General features: G+C 68.4%; 21 protein-coding genes. 9 read left to right on the top strand and 12 right to left on the bottom strand.

The window, feature by feature from the left end; genetic code table 11:
- Nucleotides 1–41: 41 nt before the first annotated feature.
- Entirely contained in the window at nucleotides 42–2,219 is a 2,178-nt protein-coding gene (locus OG804_RS00915; RefSeq protein ID WP_328392838.1) for a tetratricopeptide repeat protein, read from the top strand.
- Nucleotides 2,220–2,550: 331 nt separating this feature from the next.
- Here OG804_RS00915 and OG804_RS00920 read toward each other — a convergent pair whose 3' ends face one another.
- Together OG804_RS00920 and OG804_RS00925 are read right to left on the bottom strand one after the other, a co-directional pair.
- Nucleotides 2,551–2,754: a ferredoxin gene (locus OG804_RS00920; RefSeq protein ID WP_328392840.1), complete on the bottom strand. Its 204-nt coding sequence runs from the start codon at nucleotides 2,752–2,754 to the stop codon at nucleotides 2,551–2,553.
- A 5-nt stretch (nucleotides 2,755–2,759) separates the two neighbouring features.
- Complete coding sequence (locus tag OG804_RS00925; protein WP_328392842.1) at nucleotides 2,760–4,049, bottom strand: cytochrome P450; 1,290 nt, start codon at nucleotides 4,047–4,049, stop codon at nucleotides 2,760–2,762.
- A 143-nt stretch (nucleotides 4,050–4,192) separates the two neighbouring features.
- Here OG804_RS00925 and OG804_RS00930 point away from each other — a divergent pair, with 143 nt between their 5' ends.
- From OG804_RS00930 to OG804_RS00950, 5 genes are all read left to right on the top strand, one after another.
- Nucleotides 4,193–5,353: an acyl-CoA dehydrogenase family protein gene (locus tag OG804_RS00930; protein WP_328392844.1), complete on the top strand. Its 1,161-nt coding sequence runs from the start codon at nucleotides 4,193–4,195 to the stop codon at nucleotides 5,351–5,353.
- A 32-nt stretch (nucleotides 5,354–5,385) separates the two neighbouring features.
- A complete protein-coding gene (locus OG804_RS00935) occupies nucleotides 5,386–6,615 on the top strand; it encodes an acyl-CoA dehydrogenase family protein (RefSeq protein ID WP_328392848.1) in 1,230 nt (409 codons plus the stop codon).
- A gap of 32 nt (nucleotides 6,616–6,647) precedes the next feature.
- On the top strand, nucleotides 6,648–7,565 hold the full coding sequence (locus tag OG804_RS00940) for an LLM class F420-dependent oxidoreductase (protein WP_328392850.1): 918 nt from the start codon (nucleotides 6,648–6,650) through the stop codon (nucleotides 7,563–7,565).
- 10 nt (nucleotides 7,566–7,575) lie between these two features.
- Complete coding sequence (locus OG804_RS00945; protein ID WP_328392852.1) at nucleotides 7,576–8,433, top strand: SDR family NAD(P)-dependent oxidoreductase; 858 nt, start codon at nucleotides 7,576–7,578, stop codon at nucleotides 8,431–8,433.
- A gap of 128 nt (nucleotides 8,434–8,561) precedes the next feature.
- Nucleotides 8,562–9,050, top strand: a complete 489-nt coding sequence (locus OG804_RS00950) for an excalibur calcium-binding domain-containing protein (RefSeq protein ID WP_328392854.1) — start codon at nucleotides 8,562–8,564, stop codon at nucleotides 9,048–9,050.
- Nucleotides 9,051–9,061: 11 nt separating this feature from the next.
- Here OG804_RS00950 and OG804_RS00955 read toward each other — a convergent pair whose 3' ends face one another.
- Nucleotides 9,062–9,520, bottom strand: a complete 459-nt coding sequence (locus OG804_RS00955; RefSeq protein WP_328392856.1) for a MarR family winged helix-turn-helix transcriptional regulator — start codon at nucleotides 9,518–9,520, stop codon at nucleotides 9,062–9,064.
- Between the two features lie 51 nt (nucleotides 9,521–9,571).
- On the opposite strand from OG804_RS00955, the gene OG804_RS00960 reads away from it, so the two are divergent.
- A complete protein-coding gene (locus OG804_RS00960) occupies nucleotides 9,572–10,192 on the top strand; it encodes a TIGR03086 family metal-binding protein (protein ID WP_442941712.1) in 621 nt (206 codons plus the stop codon).
- 24 nt (nucleotides 10,193–10,216) lie between these two features.
- Here the strand turns inward: OG804_RS00960 and OG804_RS00965 are convergent, their stop codons facing one another.
- From OG804_RS00965 to OG804_RS01005, 9 genes are all read right to left on the bottom strand, one after another.
- Complete coding sequence (locus tag OG804_RS00965; protein ID WP_328392858.1) at nucleotides 10,217–10,591, bottom strand: hypothetical protein; 375 nt, start codon at nucleotides 10,589–10,591, stop codon at nucleotides 10,217–10,219.
- Nucleotides 10,592–10,647: 56 nt separating this feature from the next.
- Nucleotides 10,648–11,448 carry an NAD(P)-dependent oxidoreductase gene (locus OG804_RS00970; protein WP_328392860.1) on the bottom strand — a complete coding sequence of 267 codons (801 nt, stop codon included), beginning with the start codon at nucleotides 11,446–11,448 and terminating at the stop codon, nucleotides 10,648–10,650.
- 84 nt (nucleotides 11,449–11,532) lie between these two features.
- Nucleotides 11,533–12,372, bottom strand: coding sequence for an NAD(P)-dependent oxidoreductase (locus OG804_RS00975; RefSeq protein WP_328392862.1), 840 nt, complete (start codon nucleotides 12,370–12,372; stop codon nucleotides 11,533–11,535).
- Nucleotides 12,373–12,396: 24 nt separating this feature from the next.
- On the bottom strand, nucleotides 12,397–12,918 hold the full coding sequence (locus OG804_RS00980; protein ID WP_328392864.1) for a DoxX family protein: 522 nt from the start codon (nucleotides 12,916–12,918) through the stop codon (nucleotides 12,397–12,399).
- A gap of 3 nt (nucleotides 12,919–12,921) precedes the next feature.
- On the bottom strand, nucleotides 12,922–13,893 hold the full coding sequence (locus OG804_RS00985) for an alpha/beta hydrolase (protein ID WP_328392866.1): 972 nt from the start codon (nucleotides 13,891–13,893) through the stop codon (nucleotides 12,922–12,924).
- Nucleotides 13,894–13,918: 25 nt separating this feature from the next.
- The gene (locus OG804_RS00990) at nucleotides 13,919–15,604 is read right to left on the bottom strand and encodes a thiolase C-terminal domain-containing protein (protein WP_328392868.1); all 1,686 of its coding nucleotides are present in this window, start codon (nucleotides 15,602–15,604) and stop codon (nucleotides 13,919–13,921) included.
- 121 nt (nucleotides 15,605–15,725) lie between these two features.
- Nucleotides 15,726–17,078: a cytochrome P450 gene (locus OG804_RS00995; RefSeq protein WP_328392870.1), complete on the bottom strand. Its 1,353-nt coding sequence runs from the start codon at nucleotides 17,076–17,078 to the stop codon at nucleotides 15,726–15,728.
- 16 nt (nucleotides 17,079–17,094) lie between these two features.
- On the bottom strand, nucleotides 17,095–17,289 hold the full coding sequence (locus OG804_RS01000; protein ID WP_328398186.1) for a ferredoxin: 195 nt from the start codon (nucleotides 17,287–17,289) through the stop codon (nucleotides 17,095–17,097).
- Between the two features lie 47 nt (nucleotides 17,290–17,336).
- Complete coding sequence (locus OG804_RS01005) at nucleotides 17,337–18,044, bottom strand: SDR family NAD(P)-dependent oxidoreductase (RefSeq protein WP_328392872.1); 708 nt, start codon at nucleotides 18,042–18,044, stop codon at nucleotides 17,337–17,339.
- Nucleotides 18,045–18,278: 234 nt separating this feature from the next.
- Between OG804_RS01005 and OG804_RS01010 the strand changes: the two genes are divergently transcribed.
- Together OG804_RS01010 and OG804_RS01015 are read left to right on the top strand one after the other, a co-directional pair.
- Entirely contained in the window at nucleotides 18,279–19,748 is a 1,470-nt protein-coding gene (locus tag OG804_RS01010) for an aldehyde dehydrogenase family protein (RefSeq protein WP_328392874.1), read from the top strand.
- The gene (locus tag OG804_RS01015) at nucleotides 19,745–20,953 is read left to right on the top strand and encodes a CaiB/BaiF CoA transferase family protein (RefSeq protein ID WP_328392876.1); all 1,209 of its coding nucleotides are present in this window, start codon (nucleotides 19,745–19,747) and stop codon (nucleotides 20,951–20,953) included. Before OG804_RS01010 ends, OG804_RS01015 begins: the two co-directional genes overlap by 4 nt.
- The last annotated feature ends 84 nt before the right edge of the window (nucleotides 20,954–21,037 follow it).

Here is a 21,037-nt window from a genome sequence, read left to right on the forward strand (position 1 = left end):
CGCCTTCCGCCACAGCCTCAGCTGGTGGCGGTGCTATTTCTATGACCGGGAACCAGATCCACGGTGGCGTCACATTCATGGTCTCGGGAGATCGGGCCCGGCCGGTAGCACCACCGCCGCCGGAGGCGTGGCAGCCCATCGCCGAAGTCGATGCCCCACCCGGACTGGACAACCTGCCGGTCATACCCGGCCGCGGTTTCGTCGGTCGTGAACGCGAGCTCGACGAGCTCGATGCCGGGCTCGCTGACCTGGGGCGGGTGGCGGTGCACGGACTCGGCGGTATCGGTAAGAGCACGCTGGTCGCGCACTGGGCCGCGACCCGCCCGCACGGCCACGCCCCGGTGCGGTGGATCACCGCTGACACCGCGGCACACGTCGAGCAGGGGCTGGCCGAGTTCGCCGCCGCCCTGCAGCCGGCATGGGCGCAAGCGTTGGCTGTGGAGCAGCTCGCCGAGCGTGCCCTGCAATGGCTGGCCACCCACACCGGATGGCTGCTGATCCTCGACAACGTCGACGATCCTGCCGATACCGCCGAGGTGCTGGCCCGTGCCGGTGCCGGCCGTATCGTGATCACCAGTCGCTTGTCCGCCGGCTGGCAGCAGGGCACTTCGGTGGTGCGATTGGATGTCCTGGAACCGGACGAGTCGCTGCGGTTGATCACGGGAATCCTCACCGCCGCGGGACCCCGCAATGAAGACGGTGCCGCCGAATTGTGCGCGGAGCTCGGGCATCTGCCTCTCGCTGTCGGGCAAGCCGGCGCGTATCTGGCGCAGAACCCGCTCACCACTGCGCGGGCTTACCTGCTGCTGCTCACCGAGTACCCGGCAGACATGTTCGGTCAGACCGCGGTCGGTGTCGACCCCGCACGTGCTATCGCGCGGATCTGGCGGGTGACCCTGGACCGCATCGTCGCCGTCCAGCCGGCGGCAGGGGACCTGTTGCGCGTCCTGGCTTGGTTCGGCTCCGACGCTGTTCCCTTCGCTCTGTGCGGGGATCTGGCCGCGCCACCCGTCCTCAACGCCGCACTCGGTGTGCTCAACGCCTACAACATGATCTCCGCGGACCCGGTCATCGCCACCGTGTCGATTCACCGGCTTGTACAAGCAGTGGCTCGCACCCCGGATTCCGAGGATCCCCACCGCAGTCCCGGAGCGATCGAACAAGCCCGCACCCACGCCGCCACCACGCTGCTCGGTTCGCTGCCGGACCCGGAAGACTCCGCCACCTGGCCCACCTGGCGGATACTGCTTCCGCACATCGACGCACTTCTCGAATACACCGTGCGCGACACGACCACTACTGCGCACATCCTCGACGCCACCGCATCCTTCCTCACCGGCCAAGGACTGACGAAACGCGCCGCGGCATACCACCACCGCGCATTCACGCACTGTGAGCGGGTCCTCGGTCCGGATCACTTCGATACCTTGGCTTCCGGTAACAATCTCGCGAACGCCTACCAGGCGACCGGCCGGGTACGTGAGGCGATCCCGCTGCACGAGCGGATCCTCGCGGACTTCGCTCGGGTCCTCGGTCCCGATCACCCCGACACCTTGACCTCCGGCAACAACCTCGCGCAGGCCTACAAAGCGGAGGGCCGAGTGGGTGAGGCGATTTCGCTGCACGAGCGGGTCCTCGCGGACTTCGTTCGGGTCCTCGGTCCCGATCACCCTGGTAGCTCGACCTCCGCTGGTAACCTCGCGAACGCCTACCAGGCGGCAGGCCGGTTGGGTGAGGCGATTTCGCTGCACGAGCGGGTCCTCGCCGATCGTGCGCGGACCCTCGGTCCGGATCACCCCGATACCTTGGGCTCTCGTAGCGACCTTGCGCAGGCCTACCAGGCGGCGGGTCGGTTGGGTGAGGCGATTTCGCTGCACGAGCGGGTCGTCGCCGATCGTGCGCGGGTCCTCGGTCCGGATCACCCCGATGCCATGGCCTCCGGTAACAACCTCGCGAACGCCTACCAGGCCGTCGGCCGTGCGAGCGAGGCGATCCCGATATACGAGCGGAACCTCGTCGACTGCCAGCGGATCCTCGGCCCCGATCACCCGCATACTCTGGTGTCCCGGAACAATCTCGCGAACGCTTACGAGTTGGCCGGTCGGCTGAGCGAGGCGATTTCGATGTATGAGCGGAACCTCGCCGATCGTGAGCGGATCCTCGGTTCCGACCACCCCCTGACCTGGAGTTCCCGAGTCAGGCTTCGGCGATTGCGGTAGCCGGTCTGTCGATCGCTCGAGATCGTTGTGCTCGGGCTCGGTGCCGGTGAGCGGTATCCGACCCGGGCACGGGCGACCGGCTCCCGGCGGTCACCTGCTCCGCCGAGTGCGCTTCGGTCTGCGCCGACCGCCGCGGCCGAGAGATGGCCGCCGCCATGGTCGTTGCGGATATGGGTCGGCGGGTGCCGTCGGATTCGGCGACCGGGAAACCGGTATCTCAGCTCCGGAGCAGTGTAGGCCGCCTACCGGCTCGCTCGTGCCCGTGCCCTTGCGGGCACAGCCGGAACGTCCGGGTGTCGCGATCGACTACCCGAACGCTCTCCGCGCCCGGTCAGCCCGCCGATTCGTCGACGATCTTGATCGCCCACTCGGGGCAGGCATCCTTGGCGGTGGCCACCGCCTCCTGGAGATCCTCGGGAATCTCGTCCGCGATGGCCTCCGCATAGCCGTAATCGTTGAGAGTGAACACCTCGGAGCACAGCGTGGTGCAGATCCCGTGGCCCTTGCAGGAGTCCTCGTCGACGATGACCTTCATGGGACCTACCCTTCCGTGCGGTCGAATTCCAGATGCAGTGACGTGATCCCGCGCAGGATGAACGTCGGCAGATAGGTGAACTTGCGTTCGCTCGCTGGTCCGTGCACGCTCTCGTCGATCCGGATATCGGTGGTGCGTTCCAGCAGCCGTTTGATCGCGACCTTGGCCTCGGCCCGGGCCAGCGGGGCGCCAGGGCAGGTGTGGATACCGCGGCCGAACGCGATATGCGAGCGCGCGTTCGAGCGTTGCGCGTCGAAGGTGCCCGGGTTCTCGAACCGGCGCGGGTCGCGATTGGCGCCGCCGTTGGCGAGCATCAGGACGGTGCCGGCGGGGATATCGACACCGGCGACGTTGGTGGCTGTCTTCGCCATGCGGAAATCGCCCTTCACCGGGCTTTCCATCCGCAGCATTTCCTCGATGAAGTTGTTGATCCGCTCGTGGTCGGCGCGCAACCACTGCTGCAGTTCCGGATCCTCGGCGATCATCTTCAGCGCCGAGGACAGCAGCCGGACCGTGGTTTCCTGGCCGGCCGAGAACAGGTTGGCCGCCACCCGCACGACATCGAGCACCTCCGGCTGACTGCCGTCGGGGAAGGTCGCCTCGGCGAGGCTGGTCAGCACATCGCCGCGCGGGTTCGCCCGGCGGTCGTCGATATAGCCCGAGAATTTGCTGTAGAGGAATTCGATCGGATTGTGCGACATCCCGCCTTCGCCTTTGGTGCTGCCGACAGTGTCGGTGCGGTGCGGGTCGCGCTGCAGGGTGTTGAGGAACTCTTCCTGATCCTCGGTGGGCACGCCGAGCAGGTCGGCGATGATGTAGAGGGTGAAGGGGCCGGCGAAGTCGCGGATCAGATCGCCCTTGCCCGGCGCGAGGTACTCGTCGAGCACCTTATCGGCCATATCCCACATCGCCTCCTCGTTCTCCTTGAGGCGTTTCGGGGTGATCAGCCGCATGAGCAGACCGCGATGCGCGGTATGCGTGGGCGGGTCCAGCGTCGGCAGCTGATCGCTGAGCGGCAGGGAGTCGCGGTGTTCGGCGATCAGCGCGTCCACATCGGACTCGGCGTCGATCGGGACCGGGAAGCCGGGGAACGGCCCGGTGACCGAGATGCAGGACGAGTACCGCTCGGCGTCGTTGAGGATCTCGAGCGCCTCGTCGTAACCGGTGACCATGACGACGTTGTGGTGCTGCTCCCGGGTCACCGGGCATTGTTCGCGAAGAGCGTCGAAGTAGGCATACGGATCGTCGACCAGTTCCTGTCCGAGGAAGAAGTCGAGATCCTGGAAGTTTTTCACGTGACGGTTCCCTTCGCTCCGCCGGCTCCCACCGCCACGAGCAGCTCCGCCGGTTGCCTTCCGCATTTGAGAATATAACTCTCATCTGTGAGTATGAGATTTCCACACTGGCATGCCGTGCGTCAACCGGAGGACCGGAGAACATGACCCTTGATCTCACCGCTGACCAGCGGCTCTTCCAACAGACCGCCCGGGAATTCCTGGCGGAGACCGTCCCGGTTGCGACAGTACGCGCGCTCGGCGAAGCGGGGACCGGATTCGACGGCCAGTGGTGGCGCTCGGCGACCGAACTTGGCTGGACCGCCATGCTCGTCGCCGAGGAATACGGCGGAGGCACCATCTCCGACCGTCCGATGACCGAATTGGCGCTGGTAGCAGTGGAACTCGGCCGGGCCTGCGCGCCGGGGCCGTTCGTGACGACCAATGCGGTGCTGGCCGGTCTGGCGAGCGCCGGCGCCGGCGTCGGCGAGACGGTTGCCGGCATCGCCGCCGGCGCCGTCCTCGCCTCCTGGGCGGTCTACGAACCCGGCCGCGGCCTCGATATCGTCAACGCGCTCGCCGACGGGGCGACTCCCGGCGACGGGGAATGGGCCCGGGCGGTGCGCGACGGCGACGGGTACCGCCTCACCGGTGTCAAGGATCGCGTCGAAGCCGGCGACCGCGCCGATATCTTCCTGGTGACCGCGCAGAGCGCGGACGGTCCGGTGCAACTGCTGGTCCCCGCCGACGCCGCCGGTGTCACGGTGACCCCGACCTGGACCCTGGACCTGGTCCGCCGCACCGCCCGGATCGACTTCGACCAGGTCGCGGTGCCCGCCGACGCGGTGGTGCACACCGGTGCGGCCGCGGCCGCCGCCGTGCGTACCCAGCTGCACACCGCCGCGGTACTGACCGCGGCCGAGACGGTGGGCGCCACCGACAAAGCCATGGACACGACCCTGTCCTGGCTGACCGACCGGTTCACCTTCGGTCGCGCTCTCGCCTCCTACCAGGCGCTCAAACACCGGATGGCCGATAACAAGACCTGGCTCGAGGCGTGCCGCGCGACCGCAGGCGCGGCGGCCGCCGCCGTCGACGACGATCCGGCCACGGCGGCCGAGGCGGTCAGCGTCGCGAAATCGTATGTGGGCGCGAAAGCCTCGGTGATCGGCCAGGACTGCGTCCAGCTGCACGGCGGGATCGGGGTCACCTGGGAGCACGATCTGCACCTGTATCTGCGGCGCATCGGGCTGGGCCGCGCGCTCTACGGCACTCCCGAGGAGCATCGCCGCCGGATCACCGACCTCCTCGTCACCGCCGCGTAGCGCGACGGACTCCCCTGGAAGGCAGTACCGCTATGACCACCGAAGTGGAACCCGTCGCCGAGTTCCGGGCGCGCGCCCGGGTCTGGTTGCGCGACAATCTTCCGCCCAACCCGCCGGATCAGGGCCCACCCGACAGCAAAGAGGAATGGGATCGGGCGCGCGAACTGCAACGGCTGCTCTACAACGGCGGCTTCGCGGGTATCTGCTTCCCGAAGGAATACGGCGGTCTCGGGCTCACCCCGGCCCACCAGCAGGCGTTCACCAAAGAGTCCTACGCCTACGAGATGCCGCTCATCCTGAACGTCCCGACGCTGTCCATCTGCGCCGCGACTCTGGTGGATCTGGGTACCGAGCAGCAGAAGCAAGAGCATCTGACGGCGGTGCTGCGCGGCGACGAACTGCTGGTGCAGTTGCTGTCCGAACCCAGCGGCGGCTCGGACCTGGCCGGGCTCACCACCCGCGCCGAGCGCGACGGCGACCGGTGGATCCTCAACGGGTCGAAGATCTGGAGTTCGGGCGCTTACGCCGCCGACTACGGGCTCTGCCTGGCCCGCACCAACTGGGGAGTGCCGAAGCATCGCGGTCTCACCATGTTCCTGGTGCCGATCGGCGCCCCCGGGGTGACCGTGCAGCGGATCAAGCAGGTCACCGGATCCACCGAGTTCTGCCAGGAGTTCTTCGACGATGTCGCCCTCGGTGACGACGCCGTGGTGGGTGAGGTCGACAACGGCTGGGAGGCGGCTTCCCGGCTGCTGTATCACGAACGTTCCGCGATCGGCGGGACCTCGCCCTACATCAGCGGTGCCCGGCCGCACCTGGGCGGCGAGGATTCCCACATCCTGGAGCTCGCCCGCCGAACCGGCCAGCTCGACGATATCCGGGTCCGCGAGGACATCGGCGAGGCCCGGGCCATGACCGTGGTGCGCGATCAACTCATCGATCACATCACCCGCAGTGTGCTCGCGGGGGAGCTGCCGCCGGCCGCGGGCTCGATCACCCGGTTGTTCAGCGCCGAGAATTCTTGGCTGCAAACCGATATGGCGGTCAAGGTCGCCGGCGCCGCGGCCGCCACGCACGCCCCCGGTGATCCCGCCGATACCGCCAAGATCGGCACCGACTTCCTGTTCCGGGCCGCCTGGAGCCTGGCCGGCGGCAGCACCGAGATGGCGCGCAATGTGATCAGCGAGCGGGTTCTCGGAATGCCGCGGGAGTACGCCGCCGACCGGGAGGTGCCGTTCAACGAGGTCCGACGGGGCCGGTAGGTCCGGGTCGTTGCGAATACGCGGAGGTAGCTATGCGATTCATCTTCCACTATCCCGAAACGGGTGGTGTGGACGGCGATGTGCTCGACGCCGGCCCGCTGGGGGAGGTGGCCGCTGCCGCCGAGCGGTCCGGTTTCGGCGGATTCTCGTTCAGTGAGCATCCGGCGCCGGGGGCCCGCTGGCTGGGCGCGGGCGGGCATCAAACCCTGGACCCCTTCGTGGCGCTCGGGTACGCGGCCGCGCTCACCGAGCGGATCCGATTGATCACCTATCTGTCGGTGGCGCCCTATCGCAATCCCATGCTGCTGGCGAAGGCGGCGGCCACCTTGGACAAACTGTCCGGCGGCCGGGCGATCCTGGGGATCGGCACCGGATATCTGAAGGGTGAATTCCATGCGCTCGGCGTCGATTTCGACGAGCGGAACACGCTGTTCGACGAGGCGCTGGATGTCCTTCCGCTGCACTGGAAAGGGGAGCCGTTCAGCTACACCGGGAAACATTTCAGCGCCCGCGACGTCCAGGCCCGGCCCGTACCCGTGCAGCAACCGATACCGATCTGGATCGGCGGCAATTCCGCGCTGAGCCGGCGCCGGGTGGCACGGGCCGCGCACGGGTGGATTCCGATGTCCGGTGGGGCGGAGTTGAGCACGACCGCCCGCACTCCGGAACTCGGTTCGATCGCCGAGCTCGCGAACAAGATCAGCGAGGTGCGTTCGGCGGCCGAAACCGCCGGTCGCGCCGACCATATCGACCTGGTGTACTCCTACAGTCATCAAGGTCTCACGGGCCCCGGCGCCGATCCCGGTGCGCATCGGGAAGCCTTCGCGGAACTGGCTCGGGCCGGAGTGGATTGGATCGTCGTCTCCACCCGCTCCGGGGTGCACGAAACTCTCGATCCGGACGCCACCTTCGACTTCCTGACGGCGTTCGGCGCGACCTATATCGATTGAGAGGCGGACCATGGGCTGGTTCGAGGAACGCGGCGGCCTCGCGGGCAGCGTCGCGGTCGTGACCGGTGGCGCGGGTGGACTGGGCCGGGCGATTGCGACGGACCTGGCGGTCAACGGGGTGCGGGTCGCCGTGCTGGATCTGGATCCCGCCGCCGCCGAAGAGATCCGTGCAGTCTTCGCCGCGGGCGGTCACGACGCCGTGGTGCATCAGGGCGACGCCCGGGATCCCGAGGACCTCGCCGTGCTGTTCGAGGCCGCCGGCGAACGCTGGGGGCGGCTCGACATCCTGGTGAACGTGGTGGGCGGAACCTTCCGCGCGCCGTTCACCGACACCCGCCCGAAGGGCTGGGACGCGCTGTTGCGCACCAACCTGACCCATGTGCTGCACGCCTGCCACCTGGCCGTGCCACGGATGCGTGCCGGTGGCCGCGGCGGCAGCATCATCAATATCAGCACCATCGAAGCGCACCGCGCCGCACCGGGTTTCGCCGTCTACGCCGCTGCCAAGGCGGCGGTGGAACAGTTCGCCCGCACCCTCGCTATCGAGGTGGCCCCGGACGGCATCCGCGTCAACAACATCGCCCCCGATTTCGTCCCCACCCCGAATCTGGAGCGGATCGGGACCGGCGACAACGCGATGACCGATCCGGAGGGCGTCAAGGTCGCGATCCCCATGGGCCGGGCCGGTGATCCCGCCGATATCTCGAACTGCGCGGTCTTTCTCGCCTCCGGCCTGTCGTCCTACCTCACCGGCACCACACTGCATCCCGACGGCGGCACCTGGGCTTCGGCGGGCTGGTTCAACTGGCCGGCCGAGGGCTGGGCCAACCACGCGCCGCTGCGCGTGCTCCGGGCGAGCGAAGGGTGAGAGTGCGCGTCTGCACCCGGCACCGGCAACTCTGAAACATCCGCTGTCCGTTCGGCGATCACACGGCACATCGATCGTGTGGAGCGCCCACTCGCGTCTCTGCCGCAACGGAATCGGAGGTCAGAGATATGCGAAGGTCTGTACTGGCGTGTGCTGTCGCCGTCGGGTGCGCGCTGCTGCCGGGTTGCGGTGGCGGCGAGACGGCCGCAACCACTCCGACCGTCATTTCCGACGCACCGTCGACAGCCGCGGTCGCCCCGGTCATGACACTCGGTACGCCGGTGGACGGCGCCGAAACCGCCGCGCCGGGTTCTACCGTCACCTCCGCGCCGCCGCCCGTGGCCGCGCCGGTGACCACCCTGGCTGCGGTCGTTCCGGTGACACCGTCCGTTGCCGTCGCGCCCGCTCCGCCGCCGTTCGCCGTACCTCCCGCACCCGAATCCGGATGGACCCCGGAGCCGACCGTCGCGCCGCCGTCGGTCCCCGCGCCGTCGGCCACCTATTTCGGGTCGTGCGCCGCCGCGCGCGCGGCGGGAGTCGCGCCGCTGCATCGGGGCGAGCCCGGGTACCGGCCGGGTCTGGATCGGGACGGTGACGGGGTCGCCTGCGAGAGATGACCGGTCGCGGCTCAGTCCTGCGCGGGGCCCTCGCTGAAGGAGTCGCGGGGGAGCGCGGTCAACGTTCGTAGCGCGTTGAGAAACCCGCGGCGCTCGGTCGCCGACAGGTGGCCGAGTACCAGTTCTTCCTCGCGGGCCTGGATCTCGCTGCGGACGGCCGCGCAGATCCGGTGTCCTTCGGAAGTGAGTGCCAGCAGCCGGGCTCGCCGGTCCGCCGGGTCGGGGGTGCGTTCGATGAGTCCGCGGTCCTGGAGATCGTCGAGTACCGCGATGATCCGCGTCTTGTCCGCGCCGATCTCCTGGGCGAGCACGCCTTGGCCCCGGGCGGTGCCGCGGCTCAGTGCGGACAGGACCGTGTACGCCCACATGGTCACCCCGTGGGCTTCGAGGACTGGTTGTTCGAGCGCGAGGAGGTTACGGGTCAGCGGCGCGAGCATCGCCGCCAGGTCCCGCCTGTCCGTGGTTCCCATGGGTAGAACCTACCTACTCACAATTGATAAGCATTGACCTATCATAGGCGCATGAGTATTGTTTCACGGATGACCACAGACCTCGTAGAACTCGACCGCCGGGCGGTGCTCACCACGGTGGCCACCGCCGAACTCGTGACCGCCGGCCACCTGTCCCGGCCCACCCCGTGCGCGGGATGGACAGTGGGTGACCTGCTGGCGCATATGGCCGCGCAGCACCGCGGGTTCGCTGCCGCCGCCCGCGGGCAGGGCGCTGATCTCGCCCACTGGCGGCCGCGCTCGCCGGGCCCGCACACCCCTGCCGAATACGCGGACTCCGCGGGGGACGTGCTGCGTGCCTTCGCGCTGCCCGATGTGCTGGAACGTCCCTTCGCGCTGCCCGAGTTCGGACCCGAGGTCGTCGCGCCGGGCGCGCAGGCCGTCGGGTTCCATCTGATCGACTATGTGGTGCACGGCTGGGATCTGGCCCGATCCCTCGGCGTGGGCTACGAGCTGGACGAAGAGACCGTCGAACCGGCATTGCGCATCGCCGGGCAGGTTCCCGACGGTCCGGAACGGGAGGCCCCGGGCGCGGCCTTCGCACATGCCCTGCCGGGCGGCGATCAGGGCGCGCCCCTGGACCGGATCCTCCGGCAGCTCGGTCGCTCGCCGCAGTGGCCGGACGGGTCGTGACGCTCAGTGAAACCGGTTCGGTGCTCACGGTGGTGATTCGCGGCCGGTATTCCTGGCGTACGCGTCATCGAACAGAACCCAGCCGTCGCGGCGGCCGACTGCGTGCGCCTCGGTCAGCCAGCCCGCGTCGGCGGCCGCGTCGACGAAGGCTCGGACCACGCCGGGCTTGTTCAGGTTGAGCAGCCGGTCACCGATCCAGACCAGTCCCGTCGCGATCGGACCGCCGTCGGAGACCAGGCGCTCTCCGTCGGGGCGGAAGATCAGGGTCAGGCCCGCCGCCGCTCCCCGGCGCCGCAGTCGCAGGATTTCCGCGCAGCCGTTCACGTGCTGGTGGTAGTTCGCCCAGACATACTGCTGCGCATCGACCGTGAGAGTCCGGCGTCGGTGTACTTTCGCCATCGCGCGATGGTAATTCGGTGCTGTGGATCCGGCCATCGGTGTGATCGCCGGCGGATTCAGGCGGAGCCGACTGCCGCGCGGATGGCCGGGTCGAGCAGGCCGAGGTCGCTGCCCAACCGGCCGGCCAGGTCCCGGGCCACGGCGACATCCTTGCGCAGGAAATCGCCGACCGACTCGGAGAACGCCGCGACCGACCCCTTGGCCGCGACACTGAGCACCGCGCGACCCGAACTGCTGGCATGCGGGAGCGCGGAGAGTACTTCGGCTTCGGTGAGCCCCAGCTGACCGGCCAGTCGTACGGCCTCGGTGACCAGGCCGATCTGCGCGGCGAAGAGAGAGTTGTTGACCAGTTTCACCCGCTGGCCGTTACCGAGCGCGCCGACGGTCAGGAGTGGGTCGGCGTAGGCGGCCAGGACCGGCCGGGCGCGCTCGACCGCTGCGGCGGAACCGCCCAGGAAGACCGTGATCGAACCGTCCGCGATGTTGTGCGGGCCGCCGCTGACCGGTGCGTCGACCACATACCGGCCCACGGCGGCCGGAGCGTCGGCGATCGTCGTCGCGGTATCGGGGCTGCCGGTGGTGTGCAGGATCAGCACCGAACCGGCGGGCATGGTCTCGAGCAGTCCGCTGTCCAGGCAGACTTCGCGGACCTGCTGGTCGGTGAAGACGCAGATCACCACCGCGTCCGCGTGCTGTCCCGCCTCGGTCGCCGAACCGACCGCGGTGGCGCCGGTATCGGTGATCGCGGTCCGGGTCTCGGGACCGCGCCCGACGGCGCGGACGGTGTGGCCGGCGGCCACCAGCCGCCGGATCATGGGTACTCCCATCCGGCCGGCGCCGATGAATCCGATACGCACTCGGTTCTCCTTCGATCAGTGGCGAGGGTTGTGTCCGCGCCCGGATACAGGCCCGGCGCAGGTCACCCGGGGCCGGGGCAGCGGTCAGCGAGGTTTGCCCATCAGGCCGAGGGTGGCGTCGGCGGTGTCGAGGACGACTCCCGGCGTGATGTCGGCCGCCGCCGCCAGTTCGCCGATCAGCCGGACATCCTTGCGCAGCAGATCACCGGCGTGGGCGGCGATCTGATCCAGGGTCCCGCCGGCCGCCAGGATTCGCCCCAGGGCGAAGCTGTTTCCGCTCCCGTTGCCGATCACCTCGCCGAGTCGCGCCGGGCTCACTCCGAGCCTCGAGCCGAGTTCCAAGGTGCCGACCGCGGTGGCCATATGCGCGGTGAAGAGCAGGTTGTTCAACAGTTTCGTGGTCTGCCCGGCGCCGACGTCGCCGAGGTGCACGACCGGGTTCGCGTAGGTCTCGAACACCGGCAGACAGCGTGCGACCGTGCCCTCGTCACCACCGGCCATCACCAGCAGCCGTCCCGCTTCGACGGCGGGCGCCCCACCGCTGACCGGGGCGTCGATCAGCGAAATACCTCGGGTGGCGGCGATTTCGGCCAGATCCCGGCAGGTGTCGGGATGCACCGTGCTGTGGATCGCGATCACCGGCGGTGTCTCGCGCCCGGCCGCGGACGCGGCGAACCCGGCCAGTACCCCGTCCGCGCGTTCCAGCACGTCGCGGACATCGGCGTCGCCGACGACGCACAGGCACACCAGGTCGCTGTCGGCGGCCAGTGCCGCCGGACTGTCCGCGATCTTCGCCGCGGTATCCGCGTACGGCTCGGTCGACGCGGCGCGCCGGGCCCACAGCGTGGTCCGGTAGCCGGCCTCGACGATGCGGCGCGCCATCGGCCCGCCCTGACTTCCCAATCCGATGAATCCGACGCGCATCAGATGTTCCTCCATTCGCACAGCTCAGGAATCGACGTCCGCCGACCCCGGTTTCGGGGCGTTCGGACGCCAGAACACCGCCAGCAGGCCGGCGGTCGCCAGCACTCCGACGATGAGTGCGACCGCGCCGCCGCCCCAGCCGGTGACCTCGATTCCGGCGGCATGGTCCACCGACAGCCATCCGGGCCCGAGGACGCCGATCGCCAGGCAGACGACCGCGAGGACCAGCACGTACTCGTAGCCGTCCTTGAACACGAAGAAGCCGTTCTTACGGTGTGCCAGCAGCGCGGCGACCAGCATCACCGAGATCACCGCCGCGGCGGCCAGCGGCGTGAGCAGCCCGATGACCAGCAGCACGCCCGCGCCGATCTCGGTGATCACACTGAGCCAGGCCTGCAGGACGCCGTTGCGCAGTCCGAGGCCGCTGAACCAGCCCGCGGTTCCGGCGATCTTGCCGCCGCCGATCCAGTGATTGACCCCGTGGGCGATCATGGTGCCCCCCACGACCAGACGAAGCAGCAGCAGCGCGATATCGGTGACGTCCATCGGTTACCTTTCCGGGCGCGCCGGGGCGCCGCCGTCGAATTGCAGGGTGGGTCCGGAGAACTCCCCGGTCGTGCGGGCGATAATGCATTCCTCGGCGAAGGCCAGCACATTGAGGTGGTAGACCGGTGCGGTTCGGCCGAGACTGATGTTGTGGCCGGTATTGGGTTGTTTGCTCACCACGACCCGCGGCGCCGCGGTGAACAGGCCGCCGACCGCGGTCATCTCTTCGGGATCGTTGCGCCACACACCTTCGTATTCACCCAGGGTGTACCGCACGGGGATGTGAATGCGGGGAGCGAGGCCGAGGAATTCGCGCGCCGCCCATTCTTCGATGGACCGCGACTCCAGCGCGGAGCCGCGCGCGGAGACCGAGCCGCCGCCGGCGACATCGTCGGGGTACAGGCGCCGCGGCCCCCAGATCAGTTTCCCGATCCCCTGGGGCCGCGTGCCCGCCGGTCGGGGAGCGTCCCAGAGCAGTTCCTGAGCGACCGGTTGATGTATGCGTCCGGTGCCCGCCAGTTCCAGGCCGAGCAGATCCGCGCCGCGTTCGGCGGCCGCCATCCGCACCGCGAGTTCGCAGCCGGCCGAATGCGCCATCAGGAATACGCCCGCGCCGCGCGGCGACCCGTCCAGCAGCGCGTCGACCGCGCCGAAGACGAGATCCACGCGGCGTGCAGGATCTTTCAGCAGATCGGCGTAGGGGCCGGAACTACGGAATCCCGGACGGTCCACGGCCAGCACGGTGTAGCCGAGCCGGGCCGCGGTGCGCAGCAGCGAGAAGTCCGGATGTCCGGGGCAGTCGAAATACCGGGAATCGACCGCACCACCGTGCAGGGCGACCACCACCGCGCGCGGTGTCGCCGCCTCGGCCAGCAATCCGGATACCGGAATTCCGTCGACCTCGGGCACTTCGGCGACCACCGGTAACGGACCGGTCGAATCGGCCGGGGCCAGGTCGGCGTCGGTCAGTGTCACCGGGCGCTCCGGACCGTGGCGCCCATCAGTCATCGCTCCGCAGCAGCATCGCCCCGCCCGGGGTGAGTCCGCCACTGGAGACGACCGCTACCTTCGCGTCGGTGACCTGGCGCTCGCCGCCGGTCCCGCGCAGCTGCACGATCGCCTCGTGCAGCAGGCCCATCCCGTGGGTGCGACCGTGGGAGAGCTGTCCGCCGTGCGTGTTCAGGGGCAGGATCCCGTCGCGTGCGATGTTCTGCCCGCCGTCGAGGAAGTCCTTGGCCTCACCGATCTTGCAGAAGCCCAGCGCCTCGATCCAGGACAGACAGTTGATGGTGAATCCGTCGTAGAGTTCGGCCACGTCCACATCGTCGGGCCGCAGATCGGTGCGCGTCCACAGGTGTGCGGCCGGACCGAGGACCTGGGGTTCGTGGGTGAGTGTGCTCTGATCCCATTCGATTCGTTCGACGATCTGGGTGCCCACCGCGTCGACCCGGATCGAGGGGACGGGCAGATCGGCCGCGACGTCGCGCGCCGAGACGATCACCGCGACCGCGCCGTCGCACGGAACGTCACAGTCGTAGAGCCCGAACGGCGTGGTGATCGGCCGCGCGCCGAGATAGTCGTCCATCGTCATCGGATCGCGATAGACAGCGGACGGGTTCAGCCCGGCGTTGGCCCGCTGGTTCAACGCGATCCAGCCCAGCGTTTCCCGGGTGGTGCCGTAGTCGTGGAAATGCCGCTGTGCTTTCTGCGCGAGCGTATGCGCGGCCGATGTCGACCCGAACGGGTGCATCCAGCCGGCGGTGCGGCCGCCGCCGGAGGCCTTGATGGCGCCGCGTTTCACCATCTCGTTGAAGGTCGCCTCCCACACCGTGCGGTAGCACAGCACATGGGTGGCCAGGCCGGCGTGGATCGCCAGCATGGCCGCGATCACCGACCCACCGGGCCCGAACGTCTCGATCCCGCCGTTGTGCCAGGTGGGCCGTATTCCGAGCGCGGCCTCGAGCGCTGTCACGCCGCCCTCGCCGAAACCGCCGAGATTGCCACCGCCGGGGTAGGAGGACAGGCCGTCGATATCGTCGAGGGTCAGTCCGGCGTCCGCGATCGCGCGTTCGCATGCGTCGACGGTGAGATCGAGCGGCGGCCGCATCAGTCGCCGCCCGATCTCCGACATTCCGATCCCGGTGAGGGCGACACTGTCCTCGAACTTGTCGCGGCGACGCATCGGGGCCACGTGGTGGGCGAACTGGTCGGGCGGTATCTCGTCGGTCGGCAGCGGTCCGGGATCCGGCTGTTGCGCGGCAGGCCGGAACAGCGGCAACCAGACGTCGTCGTCCTGCTGGAACACCACTTCGAGTCGCATGCCCAGGGTGAGTTCGCCGGGATCGCATTCGACGATGTTGGTGGTGAGCCGGACCCGCGGGTCCTCGTCCAGCGCCACGGTGGCCACCACATAGGGCGGAGGCAGTCCCGGCAGGGCGAAGCGGTGGTTGATCGTGAACGAGGCGAGAGTCGCGGCGCCCGAGACGATGCGCGGCGCCAGATCACGCGCCCGGCAGTACCGGCAGATCGGCTGCGGCGGATGGATCAGCGCCGAACACGCGCGGCATTCCTGGACCCGCAGTCGCCCGTCGGCGCCGGAGGTCCAGAAGAACTCGGTGTCCAGGGACAGCAGCGGGAGCGGCCGCCCGGAGCGGGGTGCCGGATCGTCGCCGGTCGTCGATGCCATATCGCCTCCTCGTGTCGCCGGTGCGACTGGTACTGGATGCCGCCGGTGGCGACCTGTGCCGTATCGCTCGCGGCGGGCGGCCGCCCGGCCGCCCGCCGCGAGTCGGAAGTCGTATCGTCCGTCAGATCTGTGCCGGCCCCTTGCGAACGGTCACCGGCTCGGCGAGTCGCTGCTCGTCGCAGACGGTCTGCAGTTTCTCGAGTGTTTCGGTGAGGCCGGGGCCCAGCGGTTCACCCGGGGTGAAGGTGGCGGGCAGCTGCCGCATCCCCTGGATCACCGCGATCGTCTCGTAGTGCACGGTCTCCTCCGGGACGCACCGGAAGTCCGGTATCCGATCGAGTACCGCGACGAGCATGCGCTTGTATACCGCGCGGGCCACGTTCGATCCGATGCAGCGGTGGATTCCGAGCCCGAAACTATAGTGCCGGTTGCCTTTTCGATCCAGCACGACCGAGTCGGGCTGTTCGAACACAGCCGGATCCCGGTTGGCCATGGCCCAGGACAGCCACAGCCGTTCCCCTTCGGCGAAACTGGCTCCGGCCAGTTCGACGTCGGTGTTGAGGGTGCGGCCGTCGCCGGGTGCGGGCGTGAAGTACCGCAGGAATTCCTCGGTCGCCGAATCCAGCAGTTGCTCGCGGTCCCGGCTGAGTGTTTCCCGGTCCGCGGGGTGCTCGGACAGCCATTCCAACGAATGCGCGGTGAGCGCGGTGGTGGTGTCGAAACCGCCGCCGATGAGCAGGCCGAGCATGCCGAGGATCTCGATATCCGCGAGCGGTTCGCCGCCGAGTGTCGCCTCGGTGGCGAGCGCGTGGATGAGACCCGGCCGCGGGGTCGCCCGGATCTCGGTGAGGTTGGTGTAGAGATCCAGGCCCATTTCCTGGTGCAGCTGGTGCACCCGCTCGAATTCCGGGGAATCGGGCGGGGTGTAGACCGTGGCATGGGCGGGCTCGCTGTAGACCGACCAGTTGCGCAGCGGTATCCCCAGCATCGCCAGGGTCAGTACCGCGGGCACGATATTGGCCAGATCGTCGACGAAATCCATGCGTCCGCTCGCGATCTTCTCGTCGAGCGCGGCGCGGACGAGTTCGTCGACGAACGGGATCCAGCGCTGCACGGCCGCGGGGGAGAGGTACGGATTGAGCACCGACCGCAGTTCACGGTGCTCGGGATCGTCCATCTCCAGGATGCCGTTGCGGATGGCGGCCTTGTTGGTGGAGGGGATGGTGATCCCGTGGTATCCGCGTCGCACGCCCTCGATATCGCGGTCGCTGGACACATAGGGGCACCGGGCGAGCTCGAAGACCTCCCTGTTCCCCGCGGCCACCCAGTAGCCTTCGTGGTTGTCGGTCCAGGCTATCGGGCAGTGCTCGTGCATATGCTCGGTGATCGTCTGGAACGATTCCCGGTAACCGGGTCCGTAACGGTCGAAATCGAGCCGCGGATGCAGTCGGTCGGTGGATTCGGTGGCGGACATCGGGTGCCCCCTCGTGTTACTCGGTGAGCGAGATGGCGCGCTCGGGGCACGAGTGCACCGCTTCGCGCACCTGTTCCTCTTGGTCGTGGGCTACATTTTCGTCGACCGGGGACGAATGCCCGTCGATTTCGCTGAGTTCGAACGCTTTCGGCGCGATCATCGAGCACAGGGTGTGTCCCTGGCAGCGTTCCTGATCGACATGGACCTTCACGGTTGTCACTTCCCTTCGGATGCGGTGGGCGCGGATACCCGGGGCTGTCAGGTGTTGCGTCCGCCGTTGACGCCGATGATCTGGCCGGTGATGTACCCGGCCTCTTCAGAGATCAGGAAGGCGCAGGTCGCGGCGATATCCTCGGGTTTGCCGACACGTCGCACGGGGGTGCGCTGAATATGGTCCTCGACGGTGCCGCCGAGTAGCCGGCGCTCCTCGGAGCGCCGCAGCATCGGGGTGTCGATGAAGCCGGGCGGTACCGCGTTGACGGTGATTCCCGACGGGCCCAGCTCCAGCGCAAGTGATTTGGTGAGGCCGTTGACCGCTGATTTCGAGGAGACGTAGTGGGACATGAACGGCTGCCCCGACTGCGCGCTCGACGAGGAGATGTTCACGATCCGCCCCCAGCCGGCCTCGATCATATCCGGCAGCACGGCTTGGATGGTGTGGAAGACACCGTGCAGATTGACCTCGATGACCCGCTGCCATTCCGCGAAATCGATGTTCTGGAAGCGCTTGAATCCGTCGACACCGGCGGCGTTCACCAGAACCGTGACCGGGCCGAGCTTCTCGCGGATCAGGGTGAGTGCTTCGACCAGGCTGTCGGGGTCGGTGACATCGGCCAGATAAGCGGAGTCGTCCTCGGCGGGGGCATTGCGGTCCAGGGCGGCCACATGGAATCCGTCGCTGCGCAGCCGCTGCGCGATGGCCAGTCCGATGCCCGAGGCGCCGCCGGTGACAACTGCGGTTTTCACGCTTGCTCTCCTCCTGCTGCGCCCAGCGGCGCAAGAACCTGCATTCCGAATACGAGAACCGTACTCTCGGTCGGAACGGCTGCGCAAGATCTGCGCGATCCGCCCGATCGGGCCGATTCGAGGGCGTATTCGCGTGTCGTTCCAGCTCACCGAATCGGCAGCGCGAGCACCCTTGCCAAATGTACTATTCTCCTCAAACGAGAATGCTATTTCCACAATCTTCGAGGAGGCGGGATGTCAACGCAGGAAGAGGCGGTGACTGCCACGCAGCGGCTGCTCATCGACGGGCAGCTGGTAGAGACCGGGCGCACCCTGGCCTCGCTCAATCCCGCGAACGGCGAAGTGATCGGTCACGCGCCCGAAGCCGGAGTCGCCGAGGTCGACGCCGCCGTGGCCGCCGCTCGCCGCGCGTTCGACACCACCGACTGGTCGGCGAACCACGAATTCCGTGCGCGCTGCCTCGAGCAGCTCTACCAGGCGCTACAGGACAATGTGGAACAGTTGCGCGCGCTGATGATCGCCGAGGTCGGCGCCAGCTACATCCTCACCAAGGGCAACCAGCTCGAAACGCCCTTCGAGATCGTCAAGTACTACGCCGGCGTGCTGAAGGACTACACCTGGACCGAGGACCTCGGCCCGGTGGAGATCCGTGGCGCCCAGCACCAGCGGTGGGTCGAGAAGGAGGGCGCCGGGGTCGTCGCGGCCATCGCCGCCTACAACTACCCCTACCAGCTCGCCTTCGCGAAACTCGCGCCGGCGCTCGCCGCGGGCTGCACGGTGGTGCTCAAGGGCGCTCCCGACACTCCGCTGATCACGCTCGCCCTGGGCGAGCTCATCGCCCAGCACACCGATATCCCCGCCGGTGTCGTGAACGTCCTGTCCGGCTCCGATGTGGCGGTGGGCGAACGGATGACGACGCACCCCGACGTCGACGTGGTGTCGTTCACCGGCTCCACCGTGGTCGGCCGCAAGATCATGGCCGCCGCCAGCGCCACCCTCAAGAAGGTGTTCCTCGAGCTGGGCGGGAAGTCGGCGGCCATCCTGCTCGACGACGCCGACTACAACCTGGGCGCCATGTTCGCCGCGTTCAGTATCTGTTCGCACGCCGGGCAGGGCTGCGCGATCACCACCCGCCTGCTGGTCCCCCGGGCCGATCACGACAAGGTCGCCGAACTGGTCGCCGCGAATCTGGCGAACATCACCTACGGCGACCCGTCCGATCCGAAGAACTACATGGGCCCGCTGATCAGCGACCGCCAGCGCGACAAGGTGCACGGCCTGGTGGAGCGGGCGGTCGCCGCGGGCGCCACGCTGGTGGCCGGCGGCGAGAAGGTCGATCCCGGGTACTTCTACACACCGACCCTGCTGTCGAATGTCGACCCCGACAGCGAGATCGCGCAGGAAGAAGTGTTCGGCCCGGTGCTGGCGCTGATCCCGTACGACGATATCGACCACGCCGTCGCGATCGCCAACAACTCCATCTACGGTCTGTCCGGCGGTGTGTTCGGCGCCGACGCCGCCCGCGCCCGCGCGGTGGCCAAACGCATCCGCACCGGCACCTTCAGCATCAACGGCGGCAACTACTTCCATCCCGACGCGCCCTTCGGCGGCTACAAGCAGTCCGGTGTCGGCCGGGAGATGGGCGTCGTGGGCATGGAGGAGTTCATGGAGCGCAAGACCCTCGCCGAGGTGGTGGCCTCGTGAGTAGGCCGCTGGAGGGGATCACGGTCCTCGAAGTCGCCATGTACGGGTTCGTCCCGTCGGCGGGTGCGGTGCTCGCCGACTGGGGCGCGAATGTGATCAAGGTCGAGCACGCGGTCACCGGCGATCCGCAGCGCGGCCTGCGCCAGATCGGCAAGTTCAAGGTCGAGGGCGATCCCAACCCGAATATCGAGCACGCCAACCGCGGCAAACGCAGTATCGGCATCGATATGACGGTCGAAGCGGGCCGCGAAGTGATCCACGAACTGGCGCGGCGCGCGGATGTGTTCCTCACCAGCTTCCTGCCTTCGGCGCGCGCGAAATTCGGGATAGACGTCGACGATATCCGCAAGGTGAACCCGAAGATCGTGTACGCCCGCGGCAGTGCCCTGGGTCCGCGCGGCCAGGAGTCCGACCGGGGCGGCTACGACATGACGGCCTTCTGGTGCCGGGGCGGCGTGGCCGCCACCATCACCCCGGAAGGCACCGACGGGATGATCTCGCCGCCCGGCCCGGCCTTCGGCGACACCATCTCCGGGACGAACCTGGCCGGCGGGATCGCCGCGGCACTGCTGAAGCGGGAGCGGACCGGAGAGCCGTCCGTGGTCGATGTATCGCTGCTGGGCAGCGGACTGTGGTCGCTCGGTCATACTGTCGCGCTGTCGGCGTATCAGGGCGAACCGATGCTGGCGCCGCCGCCCGGCACGCACGGCGCGATGTCGAACCCGCTGTCGGGCCTTTACCGCACGGCCGACGACCGCTATCTCTCGTTCGTCATGCTGCAACCCGGCAAGTTCTGGGCCGACGTGTGCCGGCATATCGACCGCCCGGAGCTGGCGCAAGACCCACGCTTCGCCGACGCGGCGCAGATCGCGGTCAATACCGACGCCGGGGTCGAGATCCTGCGCGAGGCCATCGCGAAACGCACGCTGGCCGAATGGACGAAGAAATTCGCCACACTCAAGGGCCCCTGGGCTCCGGTCCAGGATTCCCATCAAGTGGGTCAGGACGATCAGATCAGGTCCAACGAATACATCCTCCCCGCAGGGGAATTGGAGCTGGTTTCCAGTCCGGTGCAATTCGACGTCACCGCTCCGGAACTGCGGCCGGGCCCGGAGTTCGCCGCCCAGACCGACGAGGTTCTGCTCGAGCTCGGGCTGGACTGGGACCGGATCATCGAATTGAAGACCAGCGGGGCGGTGGCCTGAGGGGGTGCGAGCGGCGTGGCGTCGGGGTCTCGACGACTCCGGCGCCGCTCCTCGGTGCACCGCGGAGTCGGAGCGTTGCTGCCA

It is taken from the genome of Nocardia sp. NBC_00416 (assembly GCF_036032445.1).
Lineage (GTDB): Bacteria > Actinomycetota > Actinomycetes > Mycobacteriales > Mycobacteriaceae > Nocardia.